Source organism: Roseovarius tolerans (assembly GCF_028885395.1).
In the GTDB taxonomy this organism is placed as follows: Bacteria; Pseudomonadota; Alphaproteobacteria; order Rhodobacterales; family Rhodobacteraceae; genus Roseovarius; species Roseovarius tolerans.
Genome location: NZ_CP118494.1, coordinates 3,104,857 through 3,129,994 on the forward strand (window position 1 = coordinate 3,104,857; position 25,138 = coordinate 3,129,994).

The window sequence follows — 25,138 nt, forward strand, 5'->3', positions numbered from 1 at the left end:
CCTGGCCGGTCGGCTTGGTGGCCAGATCCGGGCCGTGCCCGGCGTTGTGTTGGGCTGGGACATGAGCGCAGCACTCGCCATGGCCGAGGCACTGGGCGTGGATTGTCGCGCAGCGGTCGAATTCCTTCCCGTCATTGAGGCGGTGATGGTGCGGCAGCTTAACGAGCAGATGGCAGGACAAGATGACTGAAAAACGTGTCAGCGTGCGCCTGTCCGCCACTGGCGGGCGCCAAGTGAAAGCCGAGCTGGAAGGTGTCGGCGAAGCTGGATCGCGCGGCTTTGGTCGGCTGTCACGTGAAATGGAAGGCGCAAATACCCGGCTGGCCGCGTTTGCGCGGCGAGCGCGGGTGGCGATGGCCGCAGCATCTGTAGCCATTGCGGCGGCGGCCACGGCGATGATCCGCTCAGGGCTGCAGACGGTGGATGCACAGGCCAAGCTGGCCGCCTCGCTCGACACTACGGTCGAGAGCATTCAGGTGCTGGAACGCGCAGGCGATCTGGCCGGCGTGTCGATGGGTCAGGTCGAACAGGCCGCCATGCAGTTGACGCGACGGCTGAGCCAGGCCGCTGCTGGCACGGGCCCTGCTGCAGATGCGCTCGACCGTTTGCGACTGTCAGCAGCCGAGTTGCAGGCACTGCCGCTGGACCAGCGTATTGCGCTGATCCAGGACCGGCTGGCGGAATTCGTGCCAGAAGCCGAACGCGCTGCGGTGGCCTCGCAACTCTTCGGGGATCGCGCTGGGCTGGTGTTCACGCGCATCGACACAGCCACACTGCGGCAGGCCACGCAGGACGTGCGCGATTTCGGGGTGGTTGTGTCCGATCAGGACGCTGCCCAGATCGAGCGCACCAACGATGCGATCTCGCGGTTGGGGTTGATCTGGCGCGGGCTCTCAAACCAGCTGGCGGTCGCCGCAGCGCCTGCGCTGGAAGCCGTGGCCAATGCGATGGCCGCGGTGGCACGCACCACAGGGCCGCTCGGCATCGCCATTCGGACACTTTTCGAGAACCTTGGACGGCTGACAGCCTATGCCATAGGAATTGCTACCCTGATGGCTGGGCGCTTTGTTGCGGCCAAGATTGCCGCGGCGGTCTCAGTGCGCGGACTTGCCATGGCGCTGGTGATCCTGCGCGGGGCGCTGCTGCGTCTGCCACTCATCGGCCTCGTCGTCGCGGCAGGAGAACTGATCCACTGGTTTGGGCGGCTGGTGCGCGGCGCGGGCGGGTTCGGCAACGCGCTCTCGCTTCTGGGCGATCTCGCACGCGAGGTGTGGGAACGCATGCAGCTGGGTGCTGTCGCTATGGGGCTCGCGATCATGGCCAGCTGGGCCGAGATGAAGGCTGCCATCGCCGAGGCACTGCAGGCCTCGCTGGAAGCGGTGGTCGGATTTGGCAATGCGGCGATCAATACGTTTCAGGGGGCGTTTGAGGCGATCAAGGTGCTCTGGGGCGCGCTGCCCGCTGCGATTGGTGATTTCGCGTTCCAGGCAGCGAATGCGCTGATCGCAGGCGTCGAGGCGATGCTCAATGGCGTTGGTGAGCGCATCAATGGATTTCTGGACGGGATCAATACGGGCCTCGAGGCGCTGGGTATCGAGCGACGTGTCTCGTTGATCGGCAATCTGGAACTGGGCCGGATCGACAATCCTTTCGCGGGGTCGGCAACTGAAGCTGGGGCCGAGGCCCGGGCAGCGTTTCAGGCGGCATTCAATACCGAGCCGATCAAGATGCCCGACATCGGGCTCGGTGCTTATGCCGAGGAAGCGCGCGGTCAAGCCGAGGCGCTGCGCGCGACGATGACGGGTGTGGTCGAGGCAGCGACCGCGCCGCTGGAGTCAGTGGCCGCCCTGCGCGAGGCGGTCGCCGCAAGCGGTGTTGAGGCTGAAACCGCACTCACAGGCGCGCGCACTGCCGCCGAAGGGCTGGGGGAAGCGCTGGACGCGACCGGTGAGACCGCAGGGCGTGCGGGTGGTGCCGGTCGCAGCGCTGGTCAAGCGCTGCGCGAGGCGGCGGACACCGCCCGTAATGCGTGGGAGGCCACAACTGAGGCCGTTCGTGCCGCGCAGGAACGCTCGCGCGAGATCGCCCAAGGTCTGGCACAGGACATCGTCGGGCCGATCAAGGATGCGCTCAAGTCAGGTGAGTTAAGCTGGGAGACCTTCGCCAGCGCTGTCTCAAACATCGCCCAAAACCTTGCCAACCGGCTGATCGAGGCGGCCTTCAAGCCGATTGAGAACGCGCTGATCAACGCCTTTTCCGGCATGGGAGGCGGTGGCGGTTTCTTCGCAAGCCTCTTCGGCTTTGCCCGCGGCGGCGTTTTCGCCGGGGGTCAAGAACTGACCGCCTTTGCCCGCGGTGGCGTGGTGAACCGTCCCACAGTGTTTCCGTTCTCGCGCGGCATCGGGCTGATGGGTGAGGCCGGGCCCGAGGCGATCCTGCCGTTGCGCCGCGGGCGTGACGGGCGGCTCGGGGTGGAGATGAACGGCGCCGGAGCGACGCAACCCGCGCAGGACATGTCGACCCGCATCATCAACGTCCTCGACCCGTCCGTGGTCGGCGACTACCTCGCCACGGCCTCCGGTGAGCGGACCATCCTGAACGTTATCCGTCGCAATCGGAGTGCATTGAATGCCTGAGCAGGTAGGCCTGCCCCCGCCGCTGCTCTGGTCCTTCCCGGCGGCGCAGGAGATCACCGAGGTGATGGAATGGCGCACTGATGTGCTGCAGGCGAAGCTGGGGGAACAGCGCATCGCACTCCGGCCCCGCCCGCGCGAGATCGCGACCTTTCGCCATCGTCTGGACGCGCTTGGCATGGCCCGTGCTGCGGAACTGGCGCGGGCAGGATTTGCGAGCGACTGGCTTGTGCCGCTCTGGCACATGGCGCTGCAGCCAGGGGCAGACCTGGTGCAGGGCGCGAGTGAGATCCTGCTCGACACGGGTCTGTCGGATTTCCGTGGCGGCGAGAGGGCGGCGATTGCGGTCGATGGCGAGGCGTCGGTGCCGGTAGTCATCGCCAGCGTTCAGGCTGACCGGTTGATCCTGGCTGACCCGCTGGTTCTTCAGCTGCCCAGCCCAACTGTGGTGGCGCAGAGGGTCACGGTCGCACCGATCCGGGCGGGCTTGCTGACCTCAGCGGTCGAGATCGTGCGCCGCAGGCAGGGCGATGGCACTGTCACCGCCAGTTTTCTGCTACGCGATGCGCCAGATCTCGCGGCACCGGCAATGCCGATCTATCTCAACCGCCCGGTGCAAACAGACCAGAGCCTTGTGCGCCGCCCGCTCACCGCCAGCCTGCGCCGTGCCGTCGAATATGTCGACAATGGCTTCGGACCCGTTGTGGTGGAGTCGATGCGCGATGTCTTCGAGCGGAGCGAGACGATCACGCTGAAGGCACAAGGTCTGAGCGCGCGTCACGCCCTGCGCCGCTGGCTCTGGTCGCTCCGGGGGCGGCAAACCAGCTTCTGGGTGCCTACGTGGGGCTATGAGCTGCAATTGCGCACGGCCATGACGTCAGGATCGGTGCTGATGCGCGTGGCACCGGTCGCATCCCTCGCGGCCTATGTGGGCCGCCCGATCATGCTGGAGATGCCCGGCGCGCTGCGCTTCCGCACGATCACCGCCGCCATCGTCGAGGGAGCGGATCATCGTCTAACACTGTCCTCGAACCTCGGAGAACCGGTCCCACTCACGACCAAGGTGCATTTCCTGACCGCGATGCGCTCGGATGCCGACCGCGTCGAGATCCAACACGGGGCCGTTTCCAGCGAGGTAACACTGCCTGTCATCGAGGTTCCTGCATGACCTACACCTCCGTCGAGACCTCCCCAGCCGAGGGCCGCCCCTATTACCTCTACCAGTTCGTGGAGGGCGATCAGGTCTGGCGTTTTACCAGCCGCGCGAGGGCATGGACCAGCGTGGGCGGCACCGGGGACATGATCACATGGGAACCTGCCGCCGTTGCGCATGGCGATGTGGTGCAGACAAGCGAGATCGAGCGCGGGCGGCTGGAACTGACCTGGCCGCTCTCGCATTCCTTTGCACGGCGCTTCCTTGCCCCCTTGGGCAATACGCCTGTCACGCTGACCATCTTTCGCGGCCACGAGCAGGTGCTGGGCGAGACGGTGGCCCATTGGAAGGGCCGTGTGGTGGGCGCAGAGGTCGAGGGCCAGCGCATTTTGCTGCAGGCGGAGTCTATCTTTAGCACGCTGCGCCGCGCGGGTGTGCGGGCAAAATACCAGCGGCTCTGCCGTCATGCCCTCTACGGAAGGGGCTGTGGGCTCGACATCGCGCTTTCCTGGCTTACAGGCACAGTGACAGCCACTGCAAATGGCGTATCGTCGGTGACAATCCCCGAAGCTGCCAACGCACCGAACGGCTGGTATCGCGGCGGTGTGCTGCGGTTCGGAACGCAACTCGGGTTCATCAATGGCCACTCAGCCGGGACCATAACGCTCTCGCGCCCGATGCCGGAACTGGCCGCAGCGCTCACCATGCCGGAAGTCGACCCGGATACGGGCGACCCCCTCCCAGTCCTCGCCGACATCGCCCCGGGTTGCGATCTGCGCGCCAGCACCTGCGCGGCCAAGTTCGGCAATCTCGAGAACTTCGGGGGCTTTCCCGAAATCCCCGGCCGCAACCCCTTCGGCGGCGGCTCTATCGTCTGAGAATTCATCATGGTCTGGAACTTCATCGCGCAGCTCGTTCTCGGGTTGGTGCTCTCGGCGATATCCTATGCGCTGAGCCCGCGCCCGAAGGTCGAAAAGCCTCTCGCTGCGGGGCTTGATGATTTCAGCCTGCCCACGGCCGAGGAAGGCCGCCCAATCCCGGTCATCTTTGGCACCGTGCTGATCACCGGACCCAACGTGGTCTGGGCGGGGGATCTGAAAGTGGACCCGATCAAGAAGAAAGGCGGCAAGAAGTGACGCGCGTGACAATCCATGACCTTCGCGATGCTCGCTATTGCCTCGCCGGTGTGCGGCCATGGTTCCGCCGTCATGGGTTGGACTGGCAGGATTTTCTGACCCACGGGATAGACGCTGATCGCTTGCGCGCCACCAATGACGCGCTGGTGGAACCAGTAATTCAGGTCGCCAAAACGCGCGCCGCAACGATGGAGGCCAGCGATGGGCGGGCGTAGCAAGGCGCAGACGGTCGGTTTTCGCTATTCGCTCGGAATGCATATGGCGCTTTGCCACGGGCCGATCGATGCGATCCGGGAGATCCTTGTCGACCGCCGCACTGCCTGGTCAGTCACCACAGGCAGCAGTGTCTCGGGCGGTGGCGCGGCAGTCGAAGTGCGCATCGGCACGGTTGCGGGCATGGTCGCCACCGCCGCCCTCGCAGGCGACACTGGCGCCACAACCAACTTTTTGGGGACGCGGGCCGGGGTGCGGATCGGCCGGGACTACCGCTTGCGGCTGGCGAATGGCGCGAGCCAGACGGTCACGCTGCGCGGCGTTGCCTTCAATGCCGCCAGCAATGTCACCTCTTGGTCCGTCCTCCCCGAAGGACTGAGCTTCCCGGCGCAGTCGGTTGAGGTGTTCGAGGCAACGACTGCCGCCAGTAATGCCGGTGCGGGTGGTGGGCGCATCCGGATCGACAAGCCAGACCTCTTTGGTGGAGAAAGCCGTGAGGGTGGGATCGTCGGTAATGTCGATGTGCTGATGGGCGGGCCGGGCCAGGGGCAGAACGACTATCTTGCGGCACGCATAAATGGAGATGTGCCAGCCTATCGCGGGCTTTGCAGCCTGGTGCTGCGGCAGGTGTATCTCGGCATCAACCCTTATCTGAAGCCTTGGGCCGTGCGCGTGACCCGGGTGCTGACCGGCGAAGCGGGTTCAGTACAATGGTATCCAGGCAAGGCCCCCATCGTGCCAGAGGCCAATATCTCGGATGCGGCGATCTACGTAGCACTTGATGTCTCGGGCTCGATGTCGGGAACACGTATGGCGGCGCAGAAGGCGGGCGTCGCGGCGCTGATCCGCGAGATCGGGGCGAGTGTCGATCCTGACCGGCCCAATGACATACGCATCGTGCTGTGGAACGCGGGCGTCGCAGGCGCGATCGAACGGCGCGACATGGGTCCAGACGATTATGCAGCGCTCGAGGCCTGGATGCTGGCGCTGTCAAACAGCACCTCGGGCGGCACCAGCTTTAACGCAGCCTTTTCACAAGCAGCGACCTTTTTTGCCGGTGGCGGGTCCAAGCGCAGGATTGTCATCTTCGTAACAGATGGTGAGCCATCACCAGTCTCCTCGGTTGATACAGCAGTCACCACCATCGCCACCCTGCCGCCGGCAGACATTTTCGGCTTCAACATCGCGCTGACCAACACGACCTTCACCGCGCGCATCGACAACACGCCTGTCGACGGCGTGCCAGTGATCCCGCCCGGGAACCCGCAGGCGCTGGTCGCCTCCCTGCGCGGGGCCTTCGGCAACGGGCCCGATATGAACCCCGCGCATATCATCCGCGAATGCCTGACCAACCGCGACTGGGGTCTGGGCTATTCCACAGTCGAGATCGGGGCGAGTTTTACCGGCGCGGCGGATACGCTCTACACCGAGGGGTTCGGCCTTTCGCTGATCTGGCAACAGGACAGTTCCATCGAGGATTTCATCGGCAGCGTTCTCAACCACATCGACGCCACGCTGTTCATCGACCGGCGCACCGGGCTCTGGGAGCTCAAGCTCATCCGGGCGGATTATGTCGCGGCCAGCCTGCCACTCTTCGACGACACCAATGTTGTGGACTGGGGTCGGCTGGGGCGGCGCGCGCCCTCGGACCTCGTGAACAGCGTCACCGTGCGCTTCACTGATGCCTGGACGGATGACACGGGTGCGGTCAGCGTGACTGACACGGCCAGGGTTCAGGCCATGGGCGAAGTCATCGCGACCACACTGGACTATCCGGGCATCCGCTATCAGGGGCTGGCGATCCGCGTGGCTGAGCGCGACCTGCGGGCCCTTTCGGTGCCGCTGCTGTCGGGCGAGATCGTGGTGAACCGGCAAGGCGCGGACCTCGGGCCCGGCGATGTGATCCGGCTGCAGTCGGGTCGGCTGGGACTCAATGACGTCGTCATGCGCATCTCTGAGATCGGCCAGGGCGACGGCCGCGACAACGGTATCCGCCTCAAGCTCGCCGAGGATGTCTTTGCACTGGGGGCCACCGCCATTGCTGGCGGGCGCATGCCCACTGGCACAGGAGTCGCCGCACCGCCACGGGCGCTGACCCGGCGCATGGTCGCGGAGGCCCCGTATTGGCTGCTGGTCCGCGAGTTGGGCCACAGCGAGGCCGACCGCATTCTGTCAGAGGATCCGGATGCGGGCGCGCTGGTCGCTACTGGCGAACGTCCCAGCGCCGACGCGCTGGTGGCAGAACTCTGGATCGACCCTGGTACCGGTCCTGCACAGGAGGGCGTGGTCGCATTCGCGCCGACGGCGTTGTTGTCGGCCGATTTGTCGGACGATCCGGAGGCGCGAGTCATCCCCGTCTCTGGGTGGCGCGACATTGGCGAGGTCGGGATTGGCACGCTGGCCAGCATCGACGGCGAATTAGTCCGCGTCGACGGGATCACTTCCACAGCCCTCACCGTAGCCCGGGGCTGCCTCGACACCGTACCGCGCGCGCATGCGGCAGGCACGCCGGTGGTCTTCTTTGACGAAGGTGCGCGGATCACTGAAGAAAGCTGGGCGGCGGGAGAAGCACTTGCGGTGCGGTTACTGCCCGAGACCGGCCGCGGCACGCTCGCCTTTGCGCTGGCCCCGGAAGACAGCGTGACGCTGAACAGACGGGCCATCCGACCCCTGCCGCCCGGGCGGGTGCAAGGCAATGGTAGTTACACGCCCGATGTCGATGTGTTGGTGGCCGGTGATCTGGTTCTGACGTGGGCCCATCGCGATCGCCTCACCCAGACCAGCCCGGTCATCGTCGATCACACGGGCGGCTCCATCGGGCCGGAGCCGGGCGTCGGCTATGCGATCGAGGTGCGCTGGATTGACTCTGACACCGGCGTGGCCATCATGCCGCCCAGCATCGTCATCGACGCTGGCAGCGGCACAAGCTGGACGCTGGCGCCCGAGGCCATCCCCGAAACCGGCGCGCCGGATCGCACGGCTGAAATTGACATCGCCGTCCGATCGCGCCGGTTGGTCGGAGGCAGCTGGCTCACCGACCGGGAAGCGCGCCGGTACCAGCTGACCGCGCCTTTCGCCGCCGGATGGGATCGTGGCTGGGGCTTTCTCTGGGGCAGCTGAGCGCGATCACAAACAGCATCACTTCCACCTTCTCAACGACAAGCGAGGACAAGCATGCCCGAACGGATCATGCCGGGGCTGGGGCTGCGCGCCTTTTATGACTCCGGCCAGCGCGATTGGGGCACCAGCCTCAGCGAAGACCTGCGTCGCCTCTCGGCACTGGTTCAGGGGCGTGCCACATCGCGGACTGCCGCACTGCCTGTCACCGGCACGGCGGGACAGATCGCCATCGTGCCCGCCACAGCAGGCGCCAATGCCAACGCGCTCGCCCTCTGGGACCAGTCGCCAGCCGGGGTGGCCGCATGGGTCTACCTGACCCCTGAGGAGGGCTGGCAGGTCTGGATCGGCGACGAAGCGCGGCATGTCCGTTTCACGGGCGGCGCATGGGTCGAGGTGCCGCGTCCCGGTGTGGTGCTTATCCGGACGTTGACGGCCACCAGCCATACGCTGGAAACCGTCGATCTGGGAAGCATTCTCGAGACAACTGGTTCGTCGGCCGTCACCGTCACGATCCCGCCCGAGGCGACCGTGCCCTTCGAGATCGGCACACTGGTCAATGTCACGCAGGTCGGCGCCGGGATCGCCACTGTCGCGGCAGCAACTGGGGTCACGCTTAACGGCGTAACAGGCGGCTCGGTCGCGCTCGATGGCCAATGGTCGGGCGCAGCCCTCGTGAAGCGCGGGGCGGATGCCTGGGTTGTTCAGGGCGCACTGGCGGGGGCCGTGACGTGAGCCTGTTCATGATGCGCGCGGCAATCCTGGTGCAAGGCGGCGATACCGCGCCGCCGGTCGATATCGGCTTTGTCTGGCAACTCGACGTGACGCGACAGCCACCGGGCTACACGCTGTCAGATGGCAATCAGACCGCCATAAATACCTCGGGCGGGTCCAACTATCAGCGCTGGGTCCCCACCGCGAAGGCGATCCTGCCCTCGGACGGGCGGCGTTATTGGGAGGTGCTCTGCGCCGCAAGTGGGGCCGCCAGCTTCGACGGCTACATGGGCGTCGTCTCTGATGCGCAGCGCGATGAATTCGACACCGGCAACAACCCGATCACGCTTGGCTCGATCGGCTATCGTGGTAATGGCACGCTCTGGTCCTCGAACACCGCCTCGGCCAGTCAGCGTCTCACTGGGCTTGCCCCCTTCGGGGCAGCCGATGTGCTGATGTTCGTGCTAGACCCCGCCGCCGCCAGTCTGTGGATCGGCAAGAACGGTGTCTGGCGCGACGATCCGGTGAGCGGGGCACCCACCTGGACTGCAGGTGGCAGCGCTGCCTTCTATCCGCAGGTCCACGGGCGCAATCCCGGCGACGGCGGTACCCTACGCTCCCAGCCCTCGCAGTTCAGCTATCCGGTCCCGCCCAGCGTGCGCGCGTTGGGCTTTGAAGAACCGGACCTGCGCATCTTTGAGGCACATGCTTACCTTGAGTTTGCCTGGGACAAGAACCTGACCATTGGGGCGGCCGATCTCTGGATCGACATGGGTGGCGATAGCCGCCTGACCAACTCTGTCGCATCGATCTTTATCGAGCATGGCGGCAGCAGCTTGCTCACCGCCGCACACGCAACCCTCTACATCGAAGTGGAACTGCCATGACACACATCCTGCATCTTGGGCATCAGCCCACGGATATCTCCGGCATCTCGGGTTATCTCAGCACAGTCACTGCAGGGTTTGACGCAACCCTCGACGTCAATACACTGCGGTTCACCGGCGCGCGCAGCGTCTATGCGCCATTCAGGATCACACATGCTTCACCGACGGGCGATCTGTGGCTTGGGTTTCGCTACGTGCCGCCCAGCAGTGACGCGCATAACATTATAGAAGCCAGTGCGGCCTTCCTCGACTTCTTCAGCGCCAGCAATGGTCTACTTGCCCGGGTCCGGCCGCTGAGCAGCACCAACCGCTATCATGCCGAAGCCCATGGCGACACGACCCTGCAGGGATCGTCCAGCTACTTTGCCACCAGCGGCCAGCCGCAATGGGTCGATGTCCGGCTGGCGGTCGATACCGACATCACCATCGAATTTTTCGTCGACGGTGTGCTGCAGAGCACGGCCACGGCGGCCAATACGGCTGGCAAGGGCAAGCCGGCGCATCTGGTCTTCGGCAATGGCGGATTGCACGGCTCATTCTCCAACTTCACATGGTATTATGCCCATATCGCGCTCCTCGACGGTGTTTCCACCATTGGACGCCGCTTCGTCCGCCGTGTTCCTAATACTGTGGCGACCTACAACGAGCTAATCGGCAGCGTCGATGCGCTCAAGGATGGTAATCTTGCATCCCGCGTTGCCAGCACACTTCCGGCCCAGCGTCTCTCCTTTTCCCTAAGCGGCCCCACCGGCCCGGCAGCCATCTCGGCAGTAGCAGGCGTGCATCTCAAGCAGATCGCACAGGCGGGAACCGATGGGCCGCAAGCGACGGCAGGGTTCCTGCGCATGGGAGGCGTTAACCATGATGCGGTGGCTGTGACGTTGCCCATCATCGCTCCAGCGTCGGTCTATTCGACGTGGGCGCTCAATCCCGTCGATAACAGCCCCTGGAGCGATCTGACCCTACCCACGGAAGCCGGGATCCTGTCCGTATGAGCCCGCGCCGCTCCGGGCAGGGCCATGTCCGCATGCCAGACGCCGAGTTCGAAGAACTGTTGGCGCGTGCGGCCGAGGAAGGCGCAAAACGCGCGCTGGCCGATGTTGGGCTCGATGGTGGCGAGGCCGCGCTCGACATCCGTGATTTGCGCAGCCTGCTGGCCTCGATCCGGTTTGTGCGCCGCACCGCCGTGCAGACCACGGTGCATATCATCACCACCGGCGTCATCCTCGCACTGCTCGCCGGGATTGCGCTGAAGCTGAAGGTGTTCGGCCACGGCGGCTGAAACTCGTACGCGCTACCGGCACCGGCTCTCTCGCCATGCCAACTGTTCTGTTCTGCATTCACCCGTCTTTATCCCCTGCAGCCTCACGGGCTGCAGGTCGTTCCCTGTCATTCCCAACCTCATTGGAGAACCCGGTGTCCGATCCCATCCGCACTTTCCGTCATTTTCGTGATGTCCCCGATACTCTGTGGCGCTGGCCCAACTTCAGCCCGGCTGAGATCGCCTGCCGCGGCACGGGCCAGTTGAAGCTGCACCCGGAGGCATTGGACAAGCTTCAGGCGCTCCGCGACCGGCTGGGCAAGCCGCTGATCGTGCGCTCCGCCTATCGCAGTCCTGAGCACAATCGCGCGGTTGGCGGAGCGAAGGCTTCAAAGCACATGGATGGCACAGCCTTTGATATCGCCATGTCAAACCATGATCCGGTGAAATTCGCGGAAGCCGCCCGTGCTGTGGGTTTCCTTGGCTTTGGCACATATCCTCGCACTGGCTTCATGCATATCGATCTGGGCCCAGCGCGTTCATGGGGTGAGCGGTTCCCGATCCGGGCGACCGCTTTTGCAACCGAGGCCCCACAGGCGCGGGAGGTGCTGGCGCAAAGCCGGACACTGAAAGGCACCGGGACGGCGGGGGTTGCGACTGTAGGTGCGGCCGGTGTCGAGGTCGCGCAGAATGTCCTGGCTGACATGCAGGCCGCCGTTCTGCCGCTGGTGCCATACCTCGACACACTCCGATGGGTGTTCATCGCCGTGGCGCTCGGAGGGATCGCGGTCACGATCTATGCCCGGCTTGATGATTGGAAACGGGGGAAGAGATGATCGCGACCATTTTCGGCGGGATCGCCGCCAGCCCATCGGCGCGGGCCGCTTTGCGCTACGGAGCTATGGCTGTCGCCATCGTCCTGTTCTTGCTTTCGGTCCGCGGTTCCGGCGAGCACGTCGGGCGGATCGCTGAACGTCTCGAAACCACAGAGAATGCCAATGAAATTCAACGCCGGATGTTTGAGGCGGCGGCTAGCCGTCCTCGTGATCGCGACGAGCTGGTTGACCGGCTGCGCGACGGGGGTTTCTGAACCTCGCATCGCCACTGTCTGCCCACCAGTGGTGGAGTACACCCGTGAGTTCCAGGCGCGTGCGGCCGAGGAACTCGGGATTCTTCCGGACGGATCGTCCATCGCCGAGATGCTCGCCGACTACAACGTCATGCGTGATCAAGCCCGGGCTTGCGATTGAAGCCCGGGCGGAAATCTGCGCCTGCGGAAGGCCGCAGGCGCAGGGGGCTTCAGTAAGTCTCTACGACGTCGCTGTATTCGCCACGCAACTGGATTGTCATCGTGATCGGCGTGCTGTCCCGGTTCCGCCAGAACCACCCGTGGTCCCCGGCGAAGGGAGCTTCGATGCTGCCTTCGCCCGACGTCTGGCCGCTGCCACGCTCATAGTCGACCGATTCACCGCCGCTGTGAGCGTGCAGGTCAAAGTTGACCCGCCCTCCGGCCGCTGTCCACGCGTACTCGGCCACGTTTCCGGCTTCCATCGTCATCTTGATTTCAGCGGTGCCGCCGGGTTCCAGAACGAAGGTTACGGTGTCCTGCCACGTCTGCTGTGCGTCCTGCGCGTGGGCTGTGCCGACGAACAGGCCGAAGACGGCGTCAAGAACGCTGGAGGATTGATCCAAGGCATGCTGCTCGTCCAGCAAGCGATCCGCCTCGGCTTCTTCGGCAAGCTGGACCTTGATCTCTCCCATTTCCGTCAAGCCAAGCACGCGACCAACTCCGGTCGGGTCGATGGCATGTTCCGCGGGCAGGTAAACGGTGACCAGGATCACCACCGCTCCGATGCCCGCGATGATGCTGGAGCGGAACAGTTGCGCCTTGGTCGGCAAATCTTCAAGGTTCGGTTTGGGTGCGTTGTTCATGTGGGTATCCAATCTTTGCTTATGATGAGGCGATGTAACCGGCGATCTGATAGCCGGTCAGCCAGATGCCGAGGCCCATCATCACCAGGTTTGCGACGGTAGCCTGAGGCATGAAGTTGGGATGGCGGCGCCAATACCCCATGACGATCAGGATCACGGCGAGCGCGAGCAACTGGCCCACCTCGACGCCGACATTGAACGCCAGCAGGTTCGCCAGAAGCCCGTCCTGCGGGATGTCATACTCGAGGATCTTGGTGGCCAGGCCCGTACCGTGGAACAGGCCGAAGATCAGCGTCGCGGCCTTTGTGTTGGGCTGGAAGCCGAACCATTTTTGATAATAGCCGAGGTTGTCGAGCGCCTTGTAGACCACGGACAGGCCGATGATCGCGTCGATGATGTAGGCATTGATGCCCCAGCCATACCAGACGCCCAAGAGCATCGTGACCGAATGGCCGATGGCAAACAGGCTGACATAGATGCCGACGTCCTTCATCTTGTAGAGAAAGAAGACAACGCCGAGCAGGAACAGGATGTGGTCGTAGCCGGTCACCATGTGTTTGGCGCCGAGATAGATGAAGGGGATGATCTTCACCCCCCAGATTTCCTGAATATAGCCCGCGTCGCCAGCAGTGACGTTGTGGGCAAGAGCTTGACTGACGGTCAGCATGAATGCCGCCAGCATAATGAAGGTCAGCGTGGCCATCTGGCGTGGTGCCAAGGCCCGCAGGACCCGCGAAGTTAAGGTCATGGTGGATCTCCGGTGTGTTTTGTTGACTGATCGGTGAAGCTGCGCGGAGGCCGCGCCGATCAGGCGCGCGGAGGTCGTTCGATCAGATATGCGCGATGCGGCCCGCTTGAAGACGGGTGAAGCCGGAAATTATCCCGGTATCCCCAGGATGGGTGCGCGCTTGCGCGAAGTGCGAGAAGGGCCTGGCTGTGATCATGGTCGGCCACATCATGGCTGTGTCCATGGAGCGCCCAGTAAAGATCCTCCTCGAACCCGTGCGAATGGCCGTGTTCCGCAATCATTTCAGCATGGTCAGCAACAACATCGAACACCGAAGGAGTGTGGCTTGTGCTTGGCGCGATGGACCAGACCACAAGCGACAGGCAAAGAAGCGCCGCAAGCACACTTCGTCCGTATGTTCGCAAGGGTTTCACCGGTTTGCCTGCCTGCTCGTTTTAAGTTCGCGGCACGTTGGTCGTGCCATCTTGCTCTATCCCCTGGGGGAGGATAGCGTCGTTCTATGACAAAGCCCCATGTGCATGCAACCCATCCCGCTCTCGTTGCCCGGCTGAAGCGCGCCGATGGGCATCTTCGCGCCGTGATCGAGATGATCGAGGTTGGAAAGCCCTGCCTCGAGATCGCGCAACAGATGCAGGCAGTCGAAAAAGCCGTCGTGAACGCCAAGCGCGCCCTGATCCACGATCACCTGGATCATTGCCTCGACGCCGAGCATTCGCCTGCCGATCGCGACGAGTTGAAAGCCATTTCACGATACCTCTGAGGTCACCGCCGTGCTGGACGTCCTTGCCGATCGAACCTACCGCCATCTCTTCGCAGCGCAGGTCGTCGCCCTTCTGGGCACGGGTCTTGCCACGGTCGCGCTCGGGCTTCTGGCCTACGATCTGGCAGGCGACAACGCGGCGATGGTGCTGGGCACGGTCTTCACCATCAAGATGGTCGCCTATGTCGGCATCGCTCCTATCGCAGGCGCGTTTGCCAATCGGGTGAACCGGCGCGCACTTCTGGTGGGGCTGGATCTGGTGCGGGCGGGCGTGGCGCTTTGCCTGCCTTTCGTCACGGAAGTCTGGCAGGTCTACATCCTGACCCGCATTCCCCAAGTAAATCTGTGATTTCGCTGTCCTGAACTCGTTATTTCCTATATAAATCATAGTGTTGATGGCTGAGAGGGACGTGTTTTATGGATCACCCAGAGGGTGCGAGTTCGGATCGGGGTGATCGGGTCGATTTCGACCGCCGCGTGCGGCTGGAGTTCCGGGGTGCGCAGATCAGTTCGGACGGCGGCTTGCTGGTGATGCGCGAGCTCGATGACGCGCTCGGGCTGTCGGGCCTTGCGTCAGAGGCGCTACGCGATAACCGCACCGGCAAGAACACCGTCCATCGGCTCGACGGGCTGTTCCGGCAGTCAGTGTTCGGGCGGCTGGCCGGATACGAGGACGTCAACGATGCCGACCGTCTCGCGCTCGATCCCGTGATGCGTCAGGTTGTCGGTGGTCGGGCTGTCGATACACAGGCTGCCTCGGCCTCGCAAATGGGGCGGTTCGAGACCGAGACGCTGGCCTTGGCTGAGAACCGGGCGGCGTTGGCAGACCTGAACGGCCAATGGATCGACCGCTTCCACGACCGCAACGGGCTGAAGTATATCGTGCTGGACATGGACAGCTCTGTCAGCCCCACCCATGGCGACCAGGAGGGCTCGGCCTGGAACGGGCATTTTGACTGCACCTGCTATCACCCAAACTTCCTGTTCAACCAGTTCGGCATGCTGGAGCGCTGTGCCCTGCGCAATGGCAACGTCCACAGTGCTGACGGCTGGCAGGATGTGCTCGATCCTGTCATCGCCCGATATGCCAAGCGCGACCTCATGCGCTTCTTCCGTGCCGACGCCGCCTATGCGATCCCTGCGATCTACGCGCGGCTGGAAGAGACGGGCTATTTCTACACCATCCGGTTGCCCTCCAATGCAGTGCTCAAGGAGAAGATCGCGCATCAACTGGCCCGGCCTGTGGGGCGTCCGTCGCTGACCAAGGTCAAGCGCATCTACGAGGACATCGAGTATCAGGCGCAAAGCTGGGATAAGCCACGCCGGGTGATCGCCAAGATCGAATGGCATCCGGGCGAGCTGTTCCCAAAAGTCGGCTTCATCGTCACCAATATGCCGATGGACCCGGACTGGGTGGTGCGCTTCTACAACCAGCGTGGCACCGCCGAGCAGCATATCAAGGAAGGCAAATACGCCTTCCGCTGGACGCGGCTGTCATGCAAGCGGTTTCGTGACAACGAGGTCCGGCTGCAACTGCACGCCCTTGCCTACAACTTGGCAACGTTCCTGCGCTGCATCGAGCTCCCAGAGGCCATGGCTGACTGGTCGCTGACATCCCTCCAGCTCAAGCTGATCAAGATGGGGGCCCGCGTCGTGCGTCACGCCCGCGCCATCACCTTCCAGCTTGCCGAAGTCGCGGTCACCGGCCCGATGGTCCGCGCCATTCTTGCCGCGATCCACCGATTGCGAGCGCCACCCTCATGCGCGTGAAAAAAACCAGGCCCAAACCGAACGAAAGCGGCTGGACAGGTCCGCCTGCCGCGCTGAAAAACGCAGTCGTTGCCGCAGGATGACGCCGGTTCACGGCCCGATCCGCCCAAATCGGCGTCCTCGCACGGCAGTCGCGGCCATCACGAGCACAATACGCTTGACCCACTGGGCCCTGTCAGGCAATTTTCGCTTCAAGCGGCAGGCCATTTGGGGAATGTCGGTTGAAAGGAAAACATCATGTCCGAGAACCGCAGAACCCACCCAAACGTTCCCGGGGTTGATCAGTCCGATCGGATCGTGCCCGTCAACCTACGCCAGTCGGGCCGCACGCCGGTCGAGATGTTGATTTCAACACGCGTGCGCAAATCGCCCTTCTGGCATCTCTCGGTCGAGGCCGGATGCTGGCGCGCCACTGTCTATAACCGCATGTATCATCCGCGCGGCTATGTCCGTCCCGAAGAAGGCGGCGCGATGGCAGAATATCGCTCGCTGGTTCAGGGCGTGACCCTTTGGAACGTCGCCGTCGAACGTCAGATCCGCGTCAAAGGCTCGGATGCCGAGGATTTCGTCAACACCGTCATCACCCGCGATGCGACTAGGATTGCGCCGATGCGGGGCAAATACTGCATCCTGTGCAACGACAAGGGCGGTATCTTGAACGATCCGGTGCTGTTGCGGCTGGCCGAGGATGAATTTTGGTTCTCCCTGTCCGATACAGACCTGATGCTGTGGCTTCAGGGCGTGAACACACCCCGCCGCTGGGATATCGAGATCGATGAATTGGACGTGTCGCCATTGCAGGTGCAAGGACCGCTGTCACAAAAGCTGATGGTGGATGTCGTCGGGCCAGAACTGAATGATCTGCCCTATTACGGTCTCATGGAAACAGAAATAGACGGCTGCCCGGTGCTGATCAGTCAGACCGGGTTCAGCGGTGAAAAAGGCTACGAGGTCTATGTGCGCGATTCCACTCTCAATGCCGAGCGGGTCTGGTATGCGATCCGCGGCATCGGCGCGCGCTATGGGCTGCGGGTGATCGCACCGGGCCATCATCGCCGTATCGCCGCCGGTATCCTCAGCTGGGGGCAGGACATGGACGCCGAAACGTCGCCGTTCCAAGTCAATCTCGCCTATCAGGTGCCGCGCAAGAAATCCGCCGAATATATCGGCAAAGAGGCGCTGGAAAAGCAGCGCGAACGGATCGAGGCGGGCGACTATCCATTTGCCCTGACGATGGTGGGGCTGAAGATGGGCGGCAAGCCGATCACCGACTACGCGCCCGATTTCTGGCTGGTGTCGGACAAGGAGGGAACGCGCTGCGGCTATGTCACCTCACCCTGGTGGCTGCCGGAGTTACAGACCAACATCGCGCTGGCGCGCGTTCCGTGGGATAAATCCGAAATCGGCACCGAATTGATGGTTGAGCTGCCTGAACCCTATGCCGAACGCTCGGGTGAAGCTGTCGCAGCCGAGGTCTGCGAGGTGCCGTTCGTCTCTTCCGCTCATCCCAGTGCCCGCGAACAGGCCAAGGCGCATGGGCGCGACAGTGCCGATTGATCGCGTCGTTGAGCCGTCCACCAGACGTGCCATGACATTCTCACTCATGCATGATCCACGGGAGCCTGCTGCGCAATGATCGATCTTGTCGGGCAAAATGCCCCCTATCTGGCGCTCGGGATCCTGCTGCTTCTCTTTGTTGCGTTCACGCTGGAAAAATTCCCGCCCGAAGTCACCGCGTCCGGCGCGGCGGCGCTTTATATCGTGCTGGGGCTGGTGCCTTACGATCAGGTAATGGGGGTATTTTCGAATTCGGCCCCCATCACGATCGGGGCAATGTTCATCGTCTCGGGCGCGCTGGTGCGCACTGGCGTGCTGGATGCGCTGACAAATCTGGTGATCACGCGTGCGCAGGATCGCCCCGTGCTGGCGATCGCGGTCTTTCTGGTCGCGGCGGTCGCCGCCTCGGCCTTCATGAACAACACGCCGGTCGTGCTGGTGCTGATCCCGGTGGTCATCCGGCTGGCGAACAACCTGAAACTGGCGCCGACGCGGCTGCTGATTCCGCTCTCCTACATGGCGATCCTCGGCGGCACCTGCACGCTGATCGGGACATCCACGAACATCATCGTCGACGGCATCGCACGCGAAAACGGAATGGAGCCGTTTTCCATCTTCGAGATCGCGCCCGTCGGTCTGTCCGCCACAGCCGTAGGCAGCGTGACCCTGCTGGTCCTCGGGCGTTGGCTGCTGCCGCACCGCAAGGCGGGCGGCGACGCCGGCGGCGATAGAGACACCCTGTTCCTGTCGGAAATCATGATCCTCGAAGCATATCCAAATATCGATGTCCCGCTGGGCGAGATCGCTGATTTTCAGCGCGATGGCGTGCAGGTCAGGGGCGTCAAACGGGCTGGCAAGATCAATCGGAACGATCTGGAGGACTGCATTCTACAAAAGGGGGATTCTGTTATCGTGGTGACCACCACATCCGAGCTGCTGACCTTTGCTGAGAATGCGGGGCTGCAGGTCGGGATGCGGCGCACATCGGAGCCCGATCCCGATGCGGAGCTACTGACGGCCGAAGCCATCGTAACCCCCAGACGCCACACTGTCGGGCGCAGCGTTGCCGATCTGGCGCTTGGGCGCAATGCGGGCCCCCTGTGTCAGCGTAGTTGTCCGCCGCTCTGTTTTTCCTCTATTTCTCAGGTGGGCGGGATAGGATGATGACGTGGGATATTCACCGGAACGAAAATTGGCAGTGCTGAAGCGGATGCTGCCGCCGAATGCCATAGCCATTCGGCAATTGTCGCAGGAGGAAGGGATTTCCGAGGCGACACTTTATGACTGGCGCGCCAAGGCGCGGCGCAAGGGGCAGCTTTTGCCCGATGCTGATGCCGGGCCCGAGGGTTGGTCTTCGTGTGACAAGTTCGCAGCGGTGCTTGAAACCGCTTCCTTGAACGAGGCCGACCTGGGCGAATACTGCCGCAAGCGCGGGATTTATCCGGCGCAGATCGTGGCTTGGCGGGCGGCCTGCGAGCAGGCGAATGACTGGGACCGCAGCAGCTCGGCCCGGATCAGCCAGGCGACGAAAGAGGAGAAAAAGCGGGTCAAGGATCTGGAGCGGGACCTGGTCCGCAAGGACCGCGCATTGGCCGAAACCGCAGCGCTGCTGGTTCTGCGAAAAAAGGCTGCGGCGATCTGGGGGGACGGAGAGGACGCATGATCAGCACCCCGGATCGCCAAACCGCCACCTTGCTGATCGAAGAGGCTGTCACCGCTGGCGCGCGGCGCGCCAAGGCCTGTGCCGAGCTGGAGTTCAGTGAGCGAACCTTCAGGCGATGGACAAGGGACGGCCAGGTTCATGCCGATCAGAGGCCCCTCGTGCCGCGCCCCGACCCTCGCAACAAGCTGAGCGCGGCTGAACGCGCGGCCGTGCTGGATGTCTGCAATTCGACGGAGTTTGCCAGCCTGCCGCCGAGCCAGATCGTGCCCAGACTGGCCGATCAGGGGCGATATTTGGCCTCGGAATCGAGTTTCTACCGCATCTTGCGCGCGGATGGACAGCAGCATCACCGTGGTCGGGCAAGGCAACCCGTCCGGCGCAAGCCACCTGCCAGCTACCAGGCCAGCGGGCCCTGCGAGGTATGGACCTGGGACATCACCTGGATGCCCGGGCCGGTGCTGGGCATGTTCTTCTACCTCTACCTGATCGTGGACATCTTCAGCCGGAAAATCGTCGGCTGGGAAGTCCATGAACGCGAAGGCGCAGATCTGGCGTCCGCCCTGATCAGACAGGCTGTCCTGTCCGAGGGCTGCATCACGCGCCCGCTGGTCCTGCATGCTGACAATGGCAGCCCCATGAAGGGCGCGACGATGAAGACGACCATGGAAAAACTGGGCATCACCGCGTCCTACAGCCGCCCGCGCGTCAGCAACGACAACCCGTTCTCCGAGGCGCTGTTCCGAACCTGCAAATATCGCCCGGACTGGCCAACCAAGGGGTTTGCCGCAAAGGCCGAGGCACAGGCCTGGGTGAAATCCTTCGCAAGCTGGTATAACGGCGAGCACTTGCACAGCGCCATCCGCTTCGTCACGCCAGATGCGCGCCACGCCGGCCATGATCGTGCAACGCTCGCCAACCGCGCCATACTCTATGCAAATGCCCGCGCGCAAAACCCGGAACGCTGGTCAGGTAAAACCCGAAACTGGCAACCCGCCGGACCAGTATGGCTGAACCCCGAAACCGAAACCAGCGCCCCTGAAATCAGAGACGCCGCATGAAATCGACGGACAACTCCTTTGACTGTGAGTGTGCTATTGCAGCTTGATGGTCTGGCTCATTCTTTGAATGACCGCGTGTCTTTTGTTTGACCTGTCGGCCATCAGGTTGCCCCGGCAGCGGGCGAGATGTGACTTCATAGGAGCCTGACGGTTGCGTAACATCACAGTCCTGTCCTCTTTGACCGATGCCCGGGCCATTCCAGCGAAAGGGCATTCATGGACCAGATCATCATCGGCGTTGATACGCATAAATCCAACCACATTGCTGTCGCGATCAATGTCCAGGGCGCCCGCCTCGGCGGCATGACGGTCCCGGCGAACCGCCAAGGGTATCGGGATCTGGAAGCGTGGGCGACCCGGTTTGGGAGCGTCAAGGCCTTCGGCATCGAAGGCACCGGCTCCTACGGTGCGGGCCTGGCCAGAGAACTTCTGACAAAGGATCACACGGTCCTCGACGTCATGCGCCCCAATCGCCAGTTGCGCTATCTTCATGGCAAAACTGACGGCCTTGATGCAGAGAGTGCCGCCAGATCGGTGCTGAACGGCCAAGCGAGTGCTCTGGCCAAGACGCAAGCAGGGTCATCAGAAATGATCCGGCACATCAAGGTCGCCCGCGATAGCGCGGTGAAAGCGAAGTCGCAAGCGATGATCACCCTGAAAACATTGATCATCAACGCGCCCGTCGAGTTGCGTGATACGCTCGACCAGATCAGGGGACCGATCTCGTTGATCCGACATATCGCGGCGCTCCGACCAGGAAAGATCACTTCCCCGACCGCATCGGCCAAGGCGTCGATGCGCGCAATTGCCCGCCGCTGGCTGGCACTGCATGAGGAAATCCAGATCCACGAAGAAGAACTCAAGCGCATGGTTTGCGCGAAAGCGCCCGAGCTGATGGAATCGCATGGCATCTCGACGTTGACCGTGGCCGAAATGCTGATCCTTGTAGGAGACAATCCCGAGCGCATCAAATCCGAAGCCGCGCTGGCCAAGATGTGTGGCGTCTGTCCGATCCCGGCCTCAAGCGGCAAGACGAACCGCATGCGCCTGAACCGCGGAGGCAACCGACAGGCCAACGCCGCAATATATCGCGTGGCGATCGTGCGCATGAGGGATGACGAAAAGACGAAGGCGTATGCCGCCAAGCGAACCGCGGAAGGAAAAACGCGACGGGAAATCGTGCGCTGCCTCAAGCGATACATCGTGCGAGAGATATACCGCAACCTCTGTGCGCCGATCACCGCGCTCCATGCGCCTTGACAAACATAGGAGCATCAAACACCGCGGGCGTGCGGGTTCTGGGCGCGTTCCGACATGGCCATATCGCCGGAGCCGATCTGTCGAGCGTGCGCCTGCGCGCAGCGGACAAGCTTTTGCTGGAAGGGCCCGCTGACGGTTTCCGCGCGCTGGCCGAGGTCGGCGACGTGGCGTCGGTCACCGAGCCTTCAGGCCGCGCCTATCGCCGCAGGCAGGCACCCGTTGCGATCATTGCGCTGCTGGGGATTGTGGCTCTCGCGGCGCTGAATGTCATGCCGATCAATATTCTGGCGCTGGTCGCCGTGGCCGCGATCCTGCTGCTGCGCTGCATCGACAGCGACGAGGCGTGGCAATCTGTCGACGGATCGATCCTTGTGCTGATCTTTGCCATGCTGATCGTCGGCGCCGGACTGGAGCATACCGGGGCTGTCGAGTTGATCGTCGACATGCTCACACCGCTGCTTGCCGGGCTATCGCCTTTCCTGACGTTGCTAGCGGTCTATTTCACCGCCTCCATACTGACCGAGACGGTCACCAACAACGCCGTCGCCGTGGTATTCACGCCCATCGTCATCGCACTGGCGTCAGAGTTGGGCGTCGATCCGCGCCCACTTGCAGTCGCCGTGATGATCGCCGCCAGCGCCAGCTTCGCGACCCCCATCGGCTATCAGACCAACACACTGGTTTACGGTGCCGGAAACTATCGGTTTACCGACTTCCTCAAGATCGGCGTCCCGATGAACCTGATCGTAGGGCTGACCTCGTCCTTCGCGATCAGCATCTTTTTCCCGCTTTGAAGCTGCGGCTTTAGCGAGTGTCGGTATAACGTTACTTGCGAAGTTCCATTGACCTGCCAAACTCGGTCGCGGCGCAGCCGAGCGGGAAATCCATTTAAGAAACGGCTTGGAATATATCAAACAAACTGAGTCATCTCTAACACGCCGCGCCGCAGAAAGACGCGCAACTGGAAATGTGGTGTCGATGAGACGAGGACGTAAATGCAGTGCAGGGCAAAACTGCTATTGATCGGCGAATTTACATATATTGTCAGAAATGTAGAAATCGAAGAAATTTTGCTCGAGGCGACAGAAGGATATCAAGGATAGCCCATGGCAAACTCAACGCCTCCGATCAAGATTGCCCTTATCGGAACCGGACCCCGCGGGCTGGGCGCAATTGAGGCGCTCGTACGATGCCGCTCAGCGCGCGACAGATCCCTTGAGTTGACGATCTTTGATGACGTGCTGCTTTACAGGTGCGGCACCAAATTTCGACCCTGTCCAGACCCGGCATAGTCTGCTGAACACGCCCTTGCGAGAGGTTAATATTCCCCTCAATCTGGCCTTGCCATGTGGTGATTTCAGCGATTGGCAAAAGGGACAAGGGCTTCATGACGGTGATCGCATCCTATCGCGTGCCGAACTCGGGGCCTATCTGATGCAACGCTTCCGGGACGTTACAGAATTCGCAGGAAACGCCTTCAAACTGACGGCTCACAAGACTCATGCGACTCGCCTGCACCGCAAGAGCGACAGATGGCATGTCCTGACGAACAACGACAGCTTTGGTCCCTTTCATGAGGTATTGCTGGTGCCGGGCCAGCCACAAACCACGCCCGACGATCAGTGGGCGTCCTGGGTCGATCACGCGAAAACGAACGACGCGTGCATTATGCACGCATACCCTGACCGGCACCTTCTGGCGGCAGCAAAAAAATGGGCCTGATCTTCCTGCTGCAATCGGCCTCGGCGGCGTTCACGCCAACTTTTCAGGCGACGATCCCCGACGTGCTGCCGGACGAGGCGCGCTACACCCGCGCGCTGTCGCTGTCGCGGCTGGCCTACGATCTGGAGAACATCGCCAGCCCGATGCTGGCCGGGCTGCTGCTCGCCGTCATGAGCTACAACTCCCTCTTTCTCGGCACAGTGGTCGGATTTGCGGCCTCCGCGGCGCTGATTGTCTCGGTCTTGCTGCCCAGCCCGAAACAGTCGCAGCCGCGTAGCATCTATGACCGCACGACCCGCGGCATTCGCATCTACCTTGCCACACCGCGTCTTCGCGGGTTGCTGGCGCTGAACATGGCCGCCGCAGCGGCAGGGGCAATGGTGCTGGTCAACTCCATCGTGCTGGTGCGCAGCACGCTGGGGCTGGACGCCTCCGCGCTGGCCTGGACGTTGTTCGCCTTTGGCGCAGGGTCGATGATCGCGGCCCTGCTGTTGCCAAAGCTGCTCGACACCATGCCCGACCGCCCGGTGATGGTGGGTGGTGCCGCGCTGATGGTGGTGACACTTTTGGGGCTGGCAACCGAGGCCGCGACCATCGGACTTGTCTGGCCGGTCCTGCTTGGCGCGTGGTTGCTTGTGGGGCTGGGGTATTCCACTGTTCTGACGCCGTCGGGGCGGCTCCTGCGCCGTTCTGCCCATGCGGAGGACCGTCCCGCGCTCTTCGCCGCGCAATTCGCACTGAGCCACGCCTGCTGGCTGGTCACCTATCCACTGTCGGGTTGGCTGATGACGCGGTTCGGTCCGGTCGTAGCACTTGGCGTCCTGGCAGCCCTTGCGAGTGCGGGCATCGTCGCGGCGCTACGCTTGTGGCCAAGCGAGGACCCGGAGGCCTTCGAGCACACCCACGATAACCTCCCGCTCGATCATCCGCACTTACACGGCATGCGGCGGCATGCCCACTCGTTCGTGGTAGACGAATATCACCCTCGCTGGGCGTCACAACTTTGAGCGACTGGCATTGCCCTTGGCTCTCCGCTTGGCCGGCAGAGCAAAATGCCTGGATATCGCCCGGACCCTAAGCAGCAGGATAGGTCGAGAAGACTTCTGTCGACCCATCGCGGTGGATCAGGAACACTTCATAGGCCTCGCGCTGGGTTTCCGGACCCATACCGGGGGAGCCGTAGGGCATCCCCGGCACTGCAAGCCCGACCGCGTTGGGACGCTCGGACAGCAGCCGACGGATATCGGCAGCAGGGACGTGGCCCTCGATCATGTAGCCCGCGACGCGGCCCGTATGGCAGGAAACCATATCCTGCGGGATGCCATTATCCAGCTTGTAGCGCATCAGCAGTGTCCCGAGGCTGGGCTCGGTCGTGACGGTGAAGCCGTTTTGCTCGAGGATCTCGATCCAGGCCGAGCAACAGCCGCAGTTCGGATCCTTCATCACATGGATCGCCGGTGCGGCGCTTTGTGCCAGAACCCGCAGGGGCGATGCAGCGAACAGGGCTACACCTCCGATCAGGAGTGTGCGACGGGAAAACGTGTCTTGGGTCAT

26 protein-coding genes and 1 pseudogene are annotated in these 25,138 nt (G+C 63.0%); 24 read left to right on the forward strand and 3 right to left on the reverse strand.

Translation table 11 applies throughout. From position 1 onward, the window contains the following. Positions 1 to 61 precede the first annotated feature (61 nt). The 14 genes from PVU19_RS15400 to PVU19_RS19355 are packed head-to-tail and all read left to right on the forward strand — an operon-like array spanning position 62 to position 12,364. Positions 62 to 190, forward strand: a complete 129-nt coding sequence (locus PVU19_RS15400; RefSeq protein WP_268785206.1) for a DUF7697 family protein — start codon at positions 62 to 64, stop codon at positions 188 to 190. After that, complete coding sequence (locus PVU19_RS15405) at positions 183 to 2,636, forward strand: phage tail tape measure protein (RefSeq protein WP_050664150.1); 2,454 nt, start codon at positions 183 to 185, stop codon at positions 2,634 to 2,636. The genes PVU19_RS15400 and PVU19_RS15405 overlap by 8 nt, the downstream gene beginning before the upstream one ends. Further along, positions 2,629 to 3,801, forward strand: a complete 1,173-nt coding sequence (locus PVU19_RS15410; RefSeq protein ID WP_050664149.1) for a hypothetical protein — start codon at positions 2,629 to 2,631, stop codon at positions 3,799 to 3,801. The genes PVU19_RS15405 and PVU19_RS15410 overlap by 8 nt, the downstream gene beginning before the upstream one ends. Further along, positions 3,798 to 4,664, forward strand: coding sequence for a phage BR0599 family protein (locus PVU19_RS15415; protein WP_050664148.1), 867 nt, complete (start codon positions 3,798 to 3,800; stop codon positions 4,662 to 4,664). The genes PVU19_RS15410 and PVU19_RS15415 overlap by 4 nt, the downstream gene beginning before the upstream one ends. Before the next feature lie 9 nt (positions 4,665 to 4,673). After that, positions 4,674 to 4,922 (forward strand): hypothetical protein, encoded by a 249-nt coding sequence (locus PVU19_RS15420; RefSeq protein ID WP_050664147.1) that lies wholly within the window; start codon positions 4,674 to 4,676, stop codon positions 4,920 to 4,922. Then, the gene (locus tag PVU19_RS15425; RefSeq protein ID WP_050664146.1) at positions 4,919 to 5,137 is read left to right on the forward strand and encodes a hypothetical protein; all 219 of its coding nucleotides are present in this window, start codon (positions 4,919 to 4,921) and stop codon (positions 5,135 to 5,137) included. Before PVU19_RS15420 ends, PVU19_RS15425 begins: the two co-directional genes overlap by 4 nt. Then, positions 5,124 to 8,255: a phage tail protein gene (locus PVU19_RS15430; RefSeq protein ID WP_050664145.1), complete on the forward strand. Its 3,132-nt coding sequence runs from the start codon at positions 5,124 to 5,126 to the stop codon at positions 8,253 to 8,255. Before PVU19_RS15425 ends, PVU19_RS15430 begins: the two co-directional genes overlap by 14 nt. A gap of 54 nt (positions 8,256 to 8,309) precedes the next feature. Further along, positions 8,310 to 8,987 (forward strand): DUF2793 domain-containing protein, encoded by a 678-nt coding sequence (locus tag PVU19_RS15435; RefSeq protein ID WP_050664144.1) that lies wholly within the window; start codon positions 8,310 to 8,312, stop codon positions 8,985 to 8,987. Next, positions 8,984 to 9,853, forward strand: coding sequence for an SPRY domain-containing protein (locus tag PVU19_RS15440; protein ID WP_050664143.1), 870 nt, complete (start codon positions 8,984 to 8,986; stop codon positions 9,851 to 9,853). The genes PVU19_RS15435 and PVU19_RS15440 overlap by 4 nt, the downstream gene beginning before the upstream one ends. After that, positions 9,850 to 10,848: a hypothetical protein gene (locus PVU19_RS15445; protein WP_050664142.1), complete on the forward strand. Its 999-nt coding sequence runs from the start codon at positions 9,850 to 9,852 to the stop codon at positions 10,846 to 10,848. The genes PVU19_RS15440 and PVU19_RS15445 overlap by 4 nt, the downstream gene beginning before the upstream one ends. Continuing rightward, the gene (locus PVU19_RS15450) at positions 10,845 to 11,135 is read left to right on the forward strand and encodes a DUF6127 family protein (protein WP_050664141.1); all 291 of its coding nucleotides are present in this window, start codon (positions 10,845 to 10,847) and stop codon (positions 11,133 to 11,135) included. Before PVU19_RS15445 ends, PVU19_RS15450 begins: the two co-directional genes overlap by 4 nt. A gap of 35 nt (positions 11,136 to 11,170) precedes the next feature. Further along, positions 11,171 to 11,950 carry a YcbK family protein gene (locus PVU19_RS15455; protein WP_082237934.1) on the forward strand — a complete coding sequence of 260 codons (780 nt, stop codon included), beginning with the start codon at positions 11,171 to 11,173 and terminating at the stop codon, positions 11,948 to 11,950. Further along, complete coding sequence (locus PVU19_RS15460; protein ID WP_050664140.1) at positions 11,947 to 12,204, forward strand: hypothetical protein; 258 nt, start codon at positions 11,947 to 11,949, stop codon at positions 12,202 to 12,204. The genes PVU19_RS15455 and PVU19_RS15460 overlap by 4 nt, the downstream gene beginning before the upstream one ends. A gap of 28 nt (positions 12,205 to 12,232) precedes the next feature. Further along, positions 12,233 to 12,364: a hypothetical protein gene (locus PVU19_RS19355; protein ID WP_338049900.1), complete on the forward strand. Its 132-nt coding sequence runs from the start codon at positions 12,233 to 12,235 to the stop codon at positions 12,362 to 12,364. Between the two features lie 49 nt (positions 12,365 to 12,413). Here PVU19_RS19355 and PVU19_RS15470 read toward each other — a convergent pair whose 3' ends face one another. Both PVU19_RS15470 and PVU19_RS15475 read right to left on the reverse strand, forming a co-directional pair. Next, complete coding sequence (locus PVU19_RS15470; protein ID WP_050664138.1) at positions 12,414 to 13,046, reverse strand: hypothetical protein; 633 nt, start codon at positions 13,044 to 13,046, stop codon at positions 12,414 to 12,416. Positions 13,047 to 13,065: 19 nt separating this feature from the next. Further along, entirely contained in the window at positions 13,066 to 13,749 is a 684-nt protein-coding gene (locus tag PVU19_RS15475; protein ID WP_235575888.1) for a HupE/UreJ family protein, read from the reverse strand. Between the two features lie 544 nt (positions 13,750 to 14,293). On the opposite strand from PVU19_RS15475, the gene PVU19_RS15480 reads away from it, so the two are divergent. The 10 genes and pseudogenes from PVU19_RS15480 (at position 14,294) to PVU19_RS15525 (ending at position 24,591) form a co-directional block, all read left to right on the forward strand. Next, positions 14,294 to 14,554 (forward strand): metal-sensing transcriptional repressor, encoded by a 261-nt coding sequence (locus PVU19_RS15480; RefSeq protein WP_050664135.1) that lies wholly within the window; start codon positions 14,294 to 14,296, stop codon positions 14,552 to 14,554. A gap of 10 nt (positions 14,555 to 14,564) precedes the next feature. Further along, positions 14,565 to 14,876, forward strand: a pseudogene (locus PVU19_RS15485) (MFS transporter); the annotation flags it as partial. 95 nt (positions 14,877 to 14,971) lie between these two features. Next, the gene (locus tag PVU19_RS15490) at positions 14,972 to 16,324 is read left to right on the forward strand and encodes an IS1380 family transposase (protein WP_274789781.1); all 1,353 of its coding nucleotides are present in this window, start codon (positions 14,972 to 14,974) and stop codon (positions 16,322 to 16,324) included. Positions 16,325 to 16,561: 237 nt separating this feature from the next. After that, on the forward strand, positions 16,562 to 17,881 hold the full coding sequence (locus PVU19_RS15495) for a glycine cleavage T C-terminal barrel domain-containing protein (protein WP_050664016.1): 1,320 nt from the start codon (positions 16,562 to 16,564) through the stop codon (positions 17,879 to 17,881). A 75-nt stretch (positions 17,882 to 17,956) separates the two neighbouring features. After that, positions 17,957 to 19,045 carry an SLC13 family permease gene (locus PVU19_RS15500; protein ID WP_050664017.1) on the forward strand — a complete coding sequence of 363 codons (1,089 nt, stop codon included), beginning with the start codon at positions 17,957 to 17,959 and terminating at the stop codon, positions 19,043 to 19,045. Between the two features lie 46 nt (positions 19,046 to 19,091). Beyond that, a protein-coding gene (locus tag PVU19_RS15505; RefSeq protein ID WP_420833272.1) for an IS3 family transposase occupies positions 19,092 to 20,602 on the forward strand; the annotation gives its coding sequence in 2 pieces (ribosomal slippage) (positions 19,092 to 19,508 and positions 19,511 to 20,602; 1,509 coding nt in all). Positions 20,603 to 20,818: 216 nt separating this feature from the next. After that, a complete protein-coding gene (locus PVU19_RS15510) occupies positions 20,819 to 21,862 on the forward strand; it encodes an IS110 family RNA-guided transposase (protein WP_050664020.1) in 1,044 nt (347 codons plus the stop codon). A gap of 29 nt (positions 21,863 to 21,891) precedes the next feature. After that, positions 21,892 to 22,656 (forward strand): SLC13 family permease, encoded by a 765-nt coding sequence (locus PVU19_RS15515; protein WP_321164594.1) that lies wholly within the window; start codon positions 21,892 to 21,894, stop codon positions 22,654 to 22,656. A 439-nt stretch (positions 22,657 to 23,095) separates the two neighbouring features. Then, complete coding sequence (locus tag PVU19_RS15520; RefSeq protein ID WP_082237905.1) at positions 23,096 to 23,584, forward strand: FAD/NAD(P)-binding protein; 489 nt, start codon at positions 23,096 to 23,098, stop codon at positions 23,582 to 23,584. After that, on the forward strand, positions 23,575 to 24,591 hold the full coding sequence (locus tag PVU19_RS15525; RefSeq protein WP_235575877.1) for an MFS transporter: 1,017 nt from the start codon (positions 23,575 to 23,577) through the stop codon (positions 24,589 to 24,591). Before PVU19_RS15520 ends, PVU19_RS15525 begins: the two co-directional genes overlap by 10 nt. Before the next feature lie 67 nt (positions 24,592 to 24,658). Here PVU19_RS15525 and PVU19_RS15530 read toward each other — a convergent pair whose 3' ends face one another. Beyond that, a complete protein-coding gene (locus PVU19_RS15530; RefSeq protein ID WP_050664022.1) occupies positions 24,659 to 25,138 on the reverse strand; it encodes a DUF411 domain-containing protein in 480 nt (159 codons plus the stop codon).

Excerpts from the sequence above, each read along its gene's own strand:
- PVU19_RS15400 (WP_268785206.1), top strand. The coding sequence starts at position 62 with ATGAGCGCAGCACTCGCCATGGCCGAGGCACTGGGCGTGGATTGTCGC.
- PVU19_RS15405 (WP_050664150.1), top strand. The coding sequence starts at position 183 with ATGACTGAAAAACGTGTCAGCGTGCGCCTGTCCGCCACTGGCGGGCGC.
- PVU19_RS15410 (WP_050664149.1), top strand. The coding sequence starts at position 2,629 with ATGCCTGAGCAGGTAGGCCTGCCCCCGCCGCTGCTCTGGTCCTTCCCG.
- PVU19_RS15415 (WP_050664148.1), top strand. The coding sequence starts at position 3,798 with ATGACCTACACCTCCGTCGAGACCTCCCCAGCCGAGGGCCGCCCCTAT.
- PVU19_RS15420 (WP_050664147.1), top strand. The coding sequence starts at position 4,674 with ATGGTCTGGAACTTCATCGCGCAGCTCGTTCTCGGGTTGGTGCTCTCG.
- PVU19_RS15430 (WP_050664145.1), top strand. The coding sequence starts at position 5,124 with ATGGGCGGGCGTAGCAAGGCGCAGACGGTCGGTTTTCGCTATTCGCTC.
- PVU19_RS15435 (WP_050664144.1), top strand. The coding sequence starts at position 8,310 with ATGCCCGAACGGATCATGCCGGGGCTGGGGCTGCGCGCCTTTTATGAC.
- PVU19_RS15445 (WP_050664142.1), top strand. The coding sequence starts at position 9,850 with ATGACACACATCCTGCATCTTGGGCATCAGCCCACGGATATCTCCGGC.
- PVU19_RS15450 (WP_050664141.1), top strand. The coding sequence starts at position 10,845 with ATGAGCCCGCGCCGCTCCGGGCAGGGCCATGTCCGCATGCCAGACGCC.
- PVU19_RS15455 (WP_082237934.1), top strand. The coding sequence starts at position 11,171 with ATGCCAACTGTTCTGTTCTGCATTCACCCGTCTTTATCCCCTGCAGCC.
- PVU19_RS15460 (WP_050664140.1), top strand. The coding sequence starts at position 11,947 with ATGATCGCGACCATTTTCGGCGGGATCGCCGCCAGCCCATCGGCGCGG.
- PVU19_RS15470 (WP_050664138.1), bottom strand. The coding sequence starts at position 13,046 with ATGAACAACGCACCCAAACCGAACCTTGAAGATTTGCCGACCAAGGCG.
- PVU19_RS15475 (WP_235575888.1), bottom strand. The coding sequence starts at position 13,749 with ATGGCCACGCTGACCTTCATTATGCTGGCGGCATTCATGCTGACCGTC.
- PVU19_RS15480 (WP_050664135.1), top strand. The coding sequence starts at position 14,294 with ATGACAAAGCCCCATGTGCATGCAACCCATCCCGCTCTCGTTGCCCGG.
- PVU19_RS15490 (WP_274789781.1), top strand. The coding sequence starts at position 14,972 with ATGGATCACCCAGAGGGTGCGAGTTCGGATCGGGGTGATCGGGTCGAT.
- PVU19_RS15495 (WP_050664016.1), top strand. The coding sequence starts at position 16,562 with ATGTCCGAGAACCGCAGAACCCACCCAAACGTTCCCGGGGTTGATCAG.
- PVU19_RS15500 (WP_050664017.1), top strand. The coding sequence starts at position 17,957 with ATGATCGATCTTGTCGGGCAAAATGCCCCCTATCTGGCGCTCGGGATC.
- PVU19_RS15510 (WP_050664020.1), top strand. The coding sequence starts at position 20,819 with ATGGACCAGATCATCATCGGCGTTGATACGCATAAATCCAACCACATT.
- PVU19_RS15520 (WP_082237905.1), top strand. The coding sequence starts at position 23,096 with ATGACGTGCTGCTTTACAGGTGCGGCACCAAATTTCGACCCTGTCCAG.
- PVU19_RS15525 (WP_235575877.1), top strand. The coding sequence starts at position 23,575 with ATGGGCCTGATCTTCCTGCTGCAATCGGCCTCGGCGGCGTTCACGCCA.
- PVU19_RS15530 (WP_050664022.1), bottom strand. The coding sequence starts at position 25,138 with ATGACCCAAGACACGTTTTCCCGTCGCACACTCCTGATCGGAGGTGTA.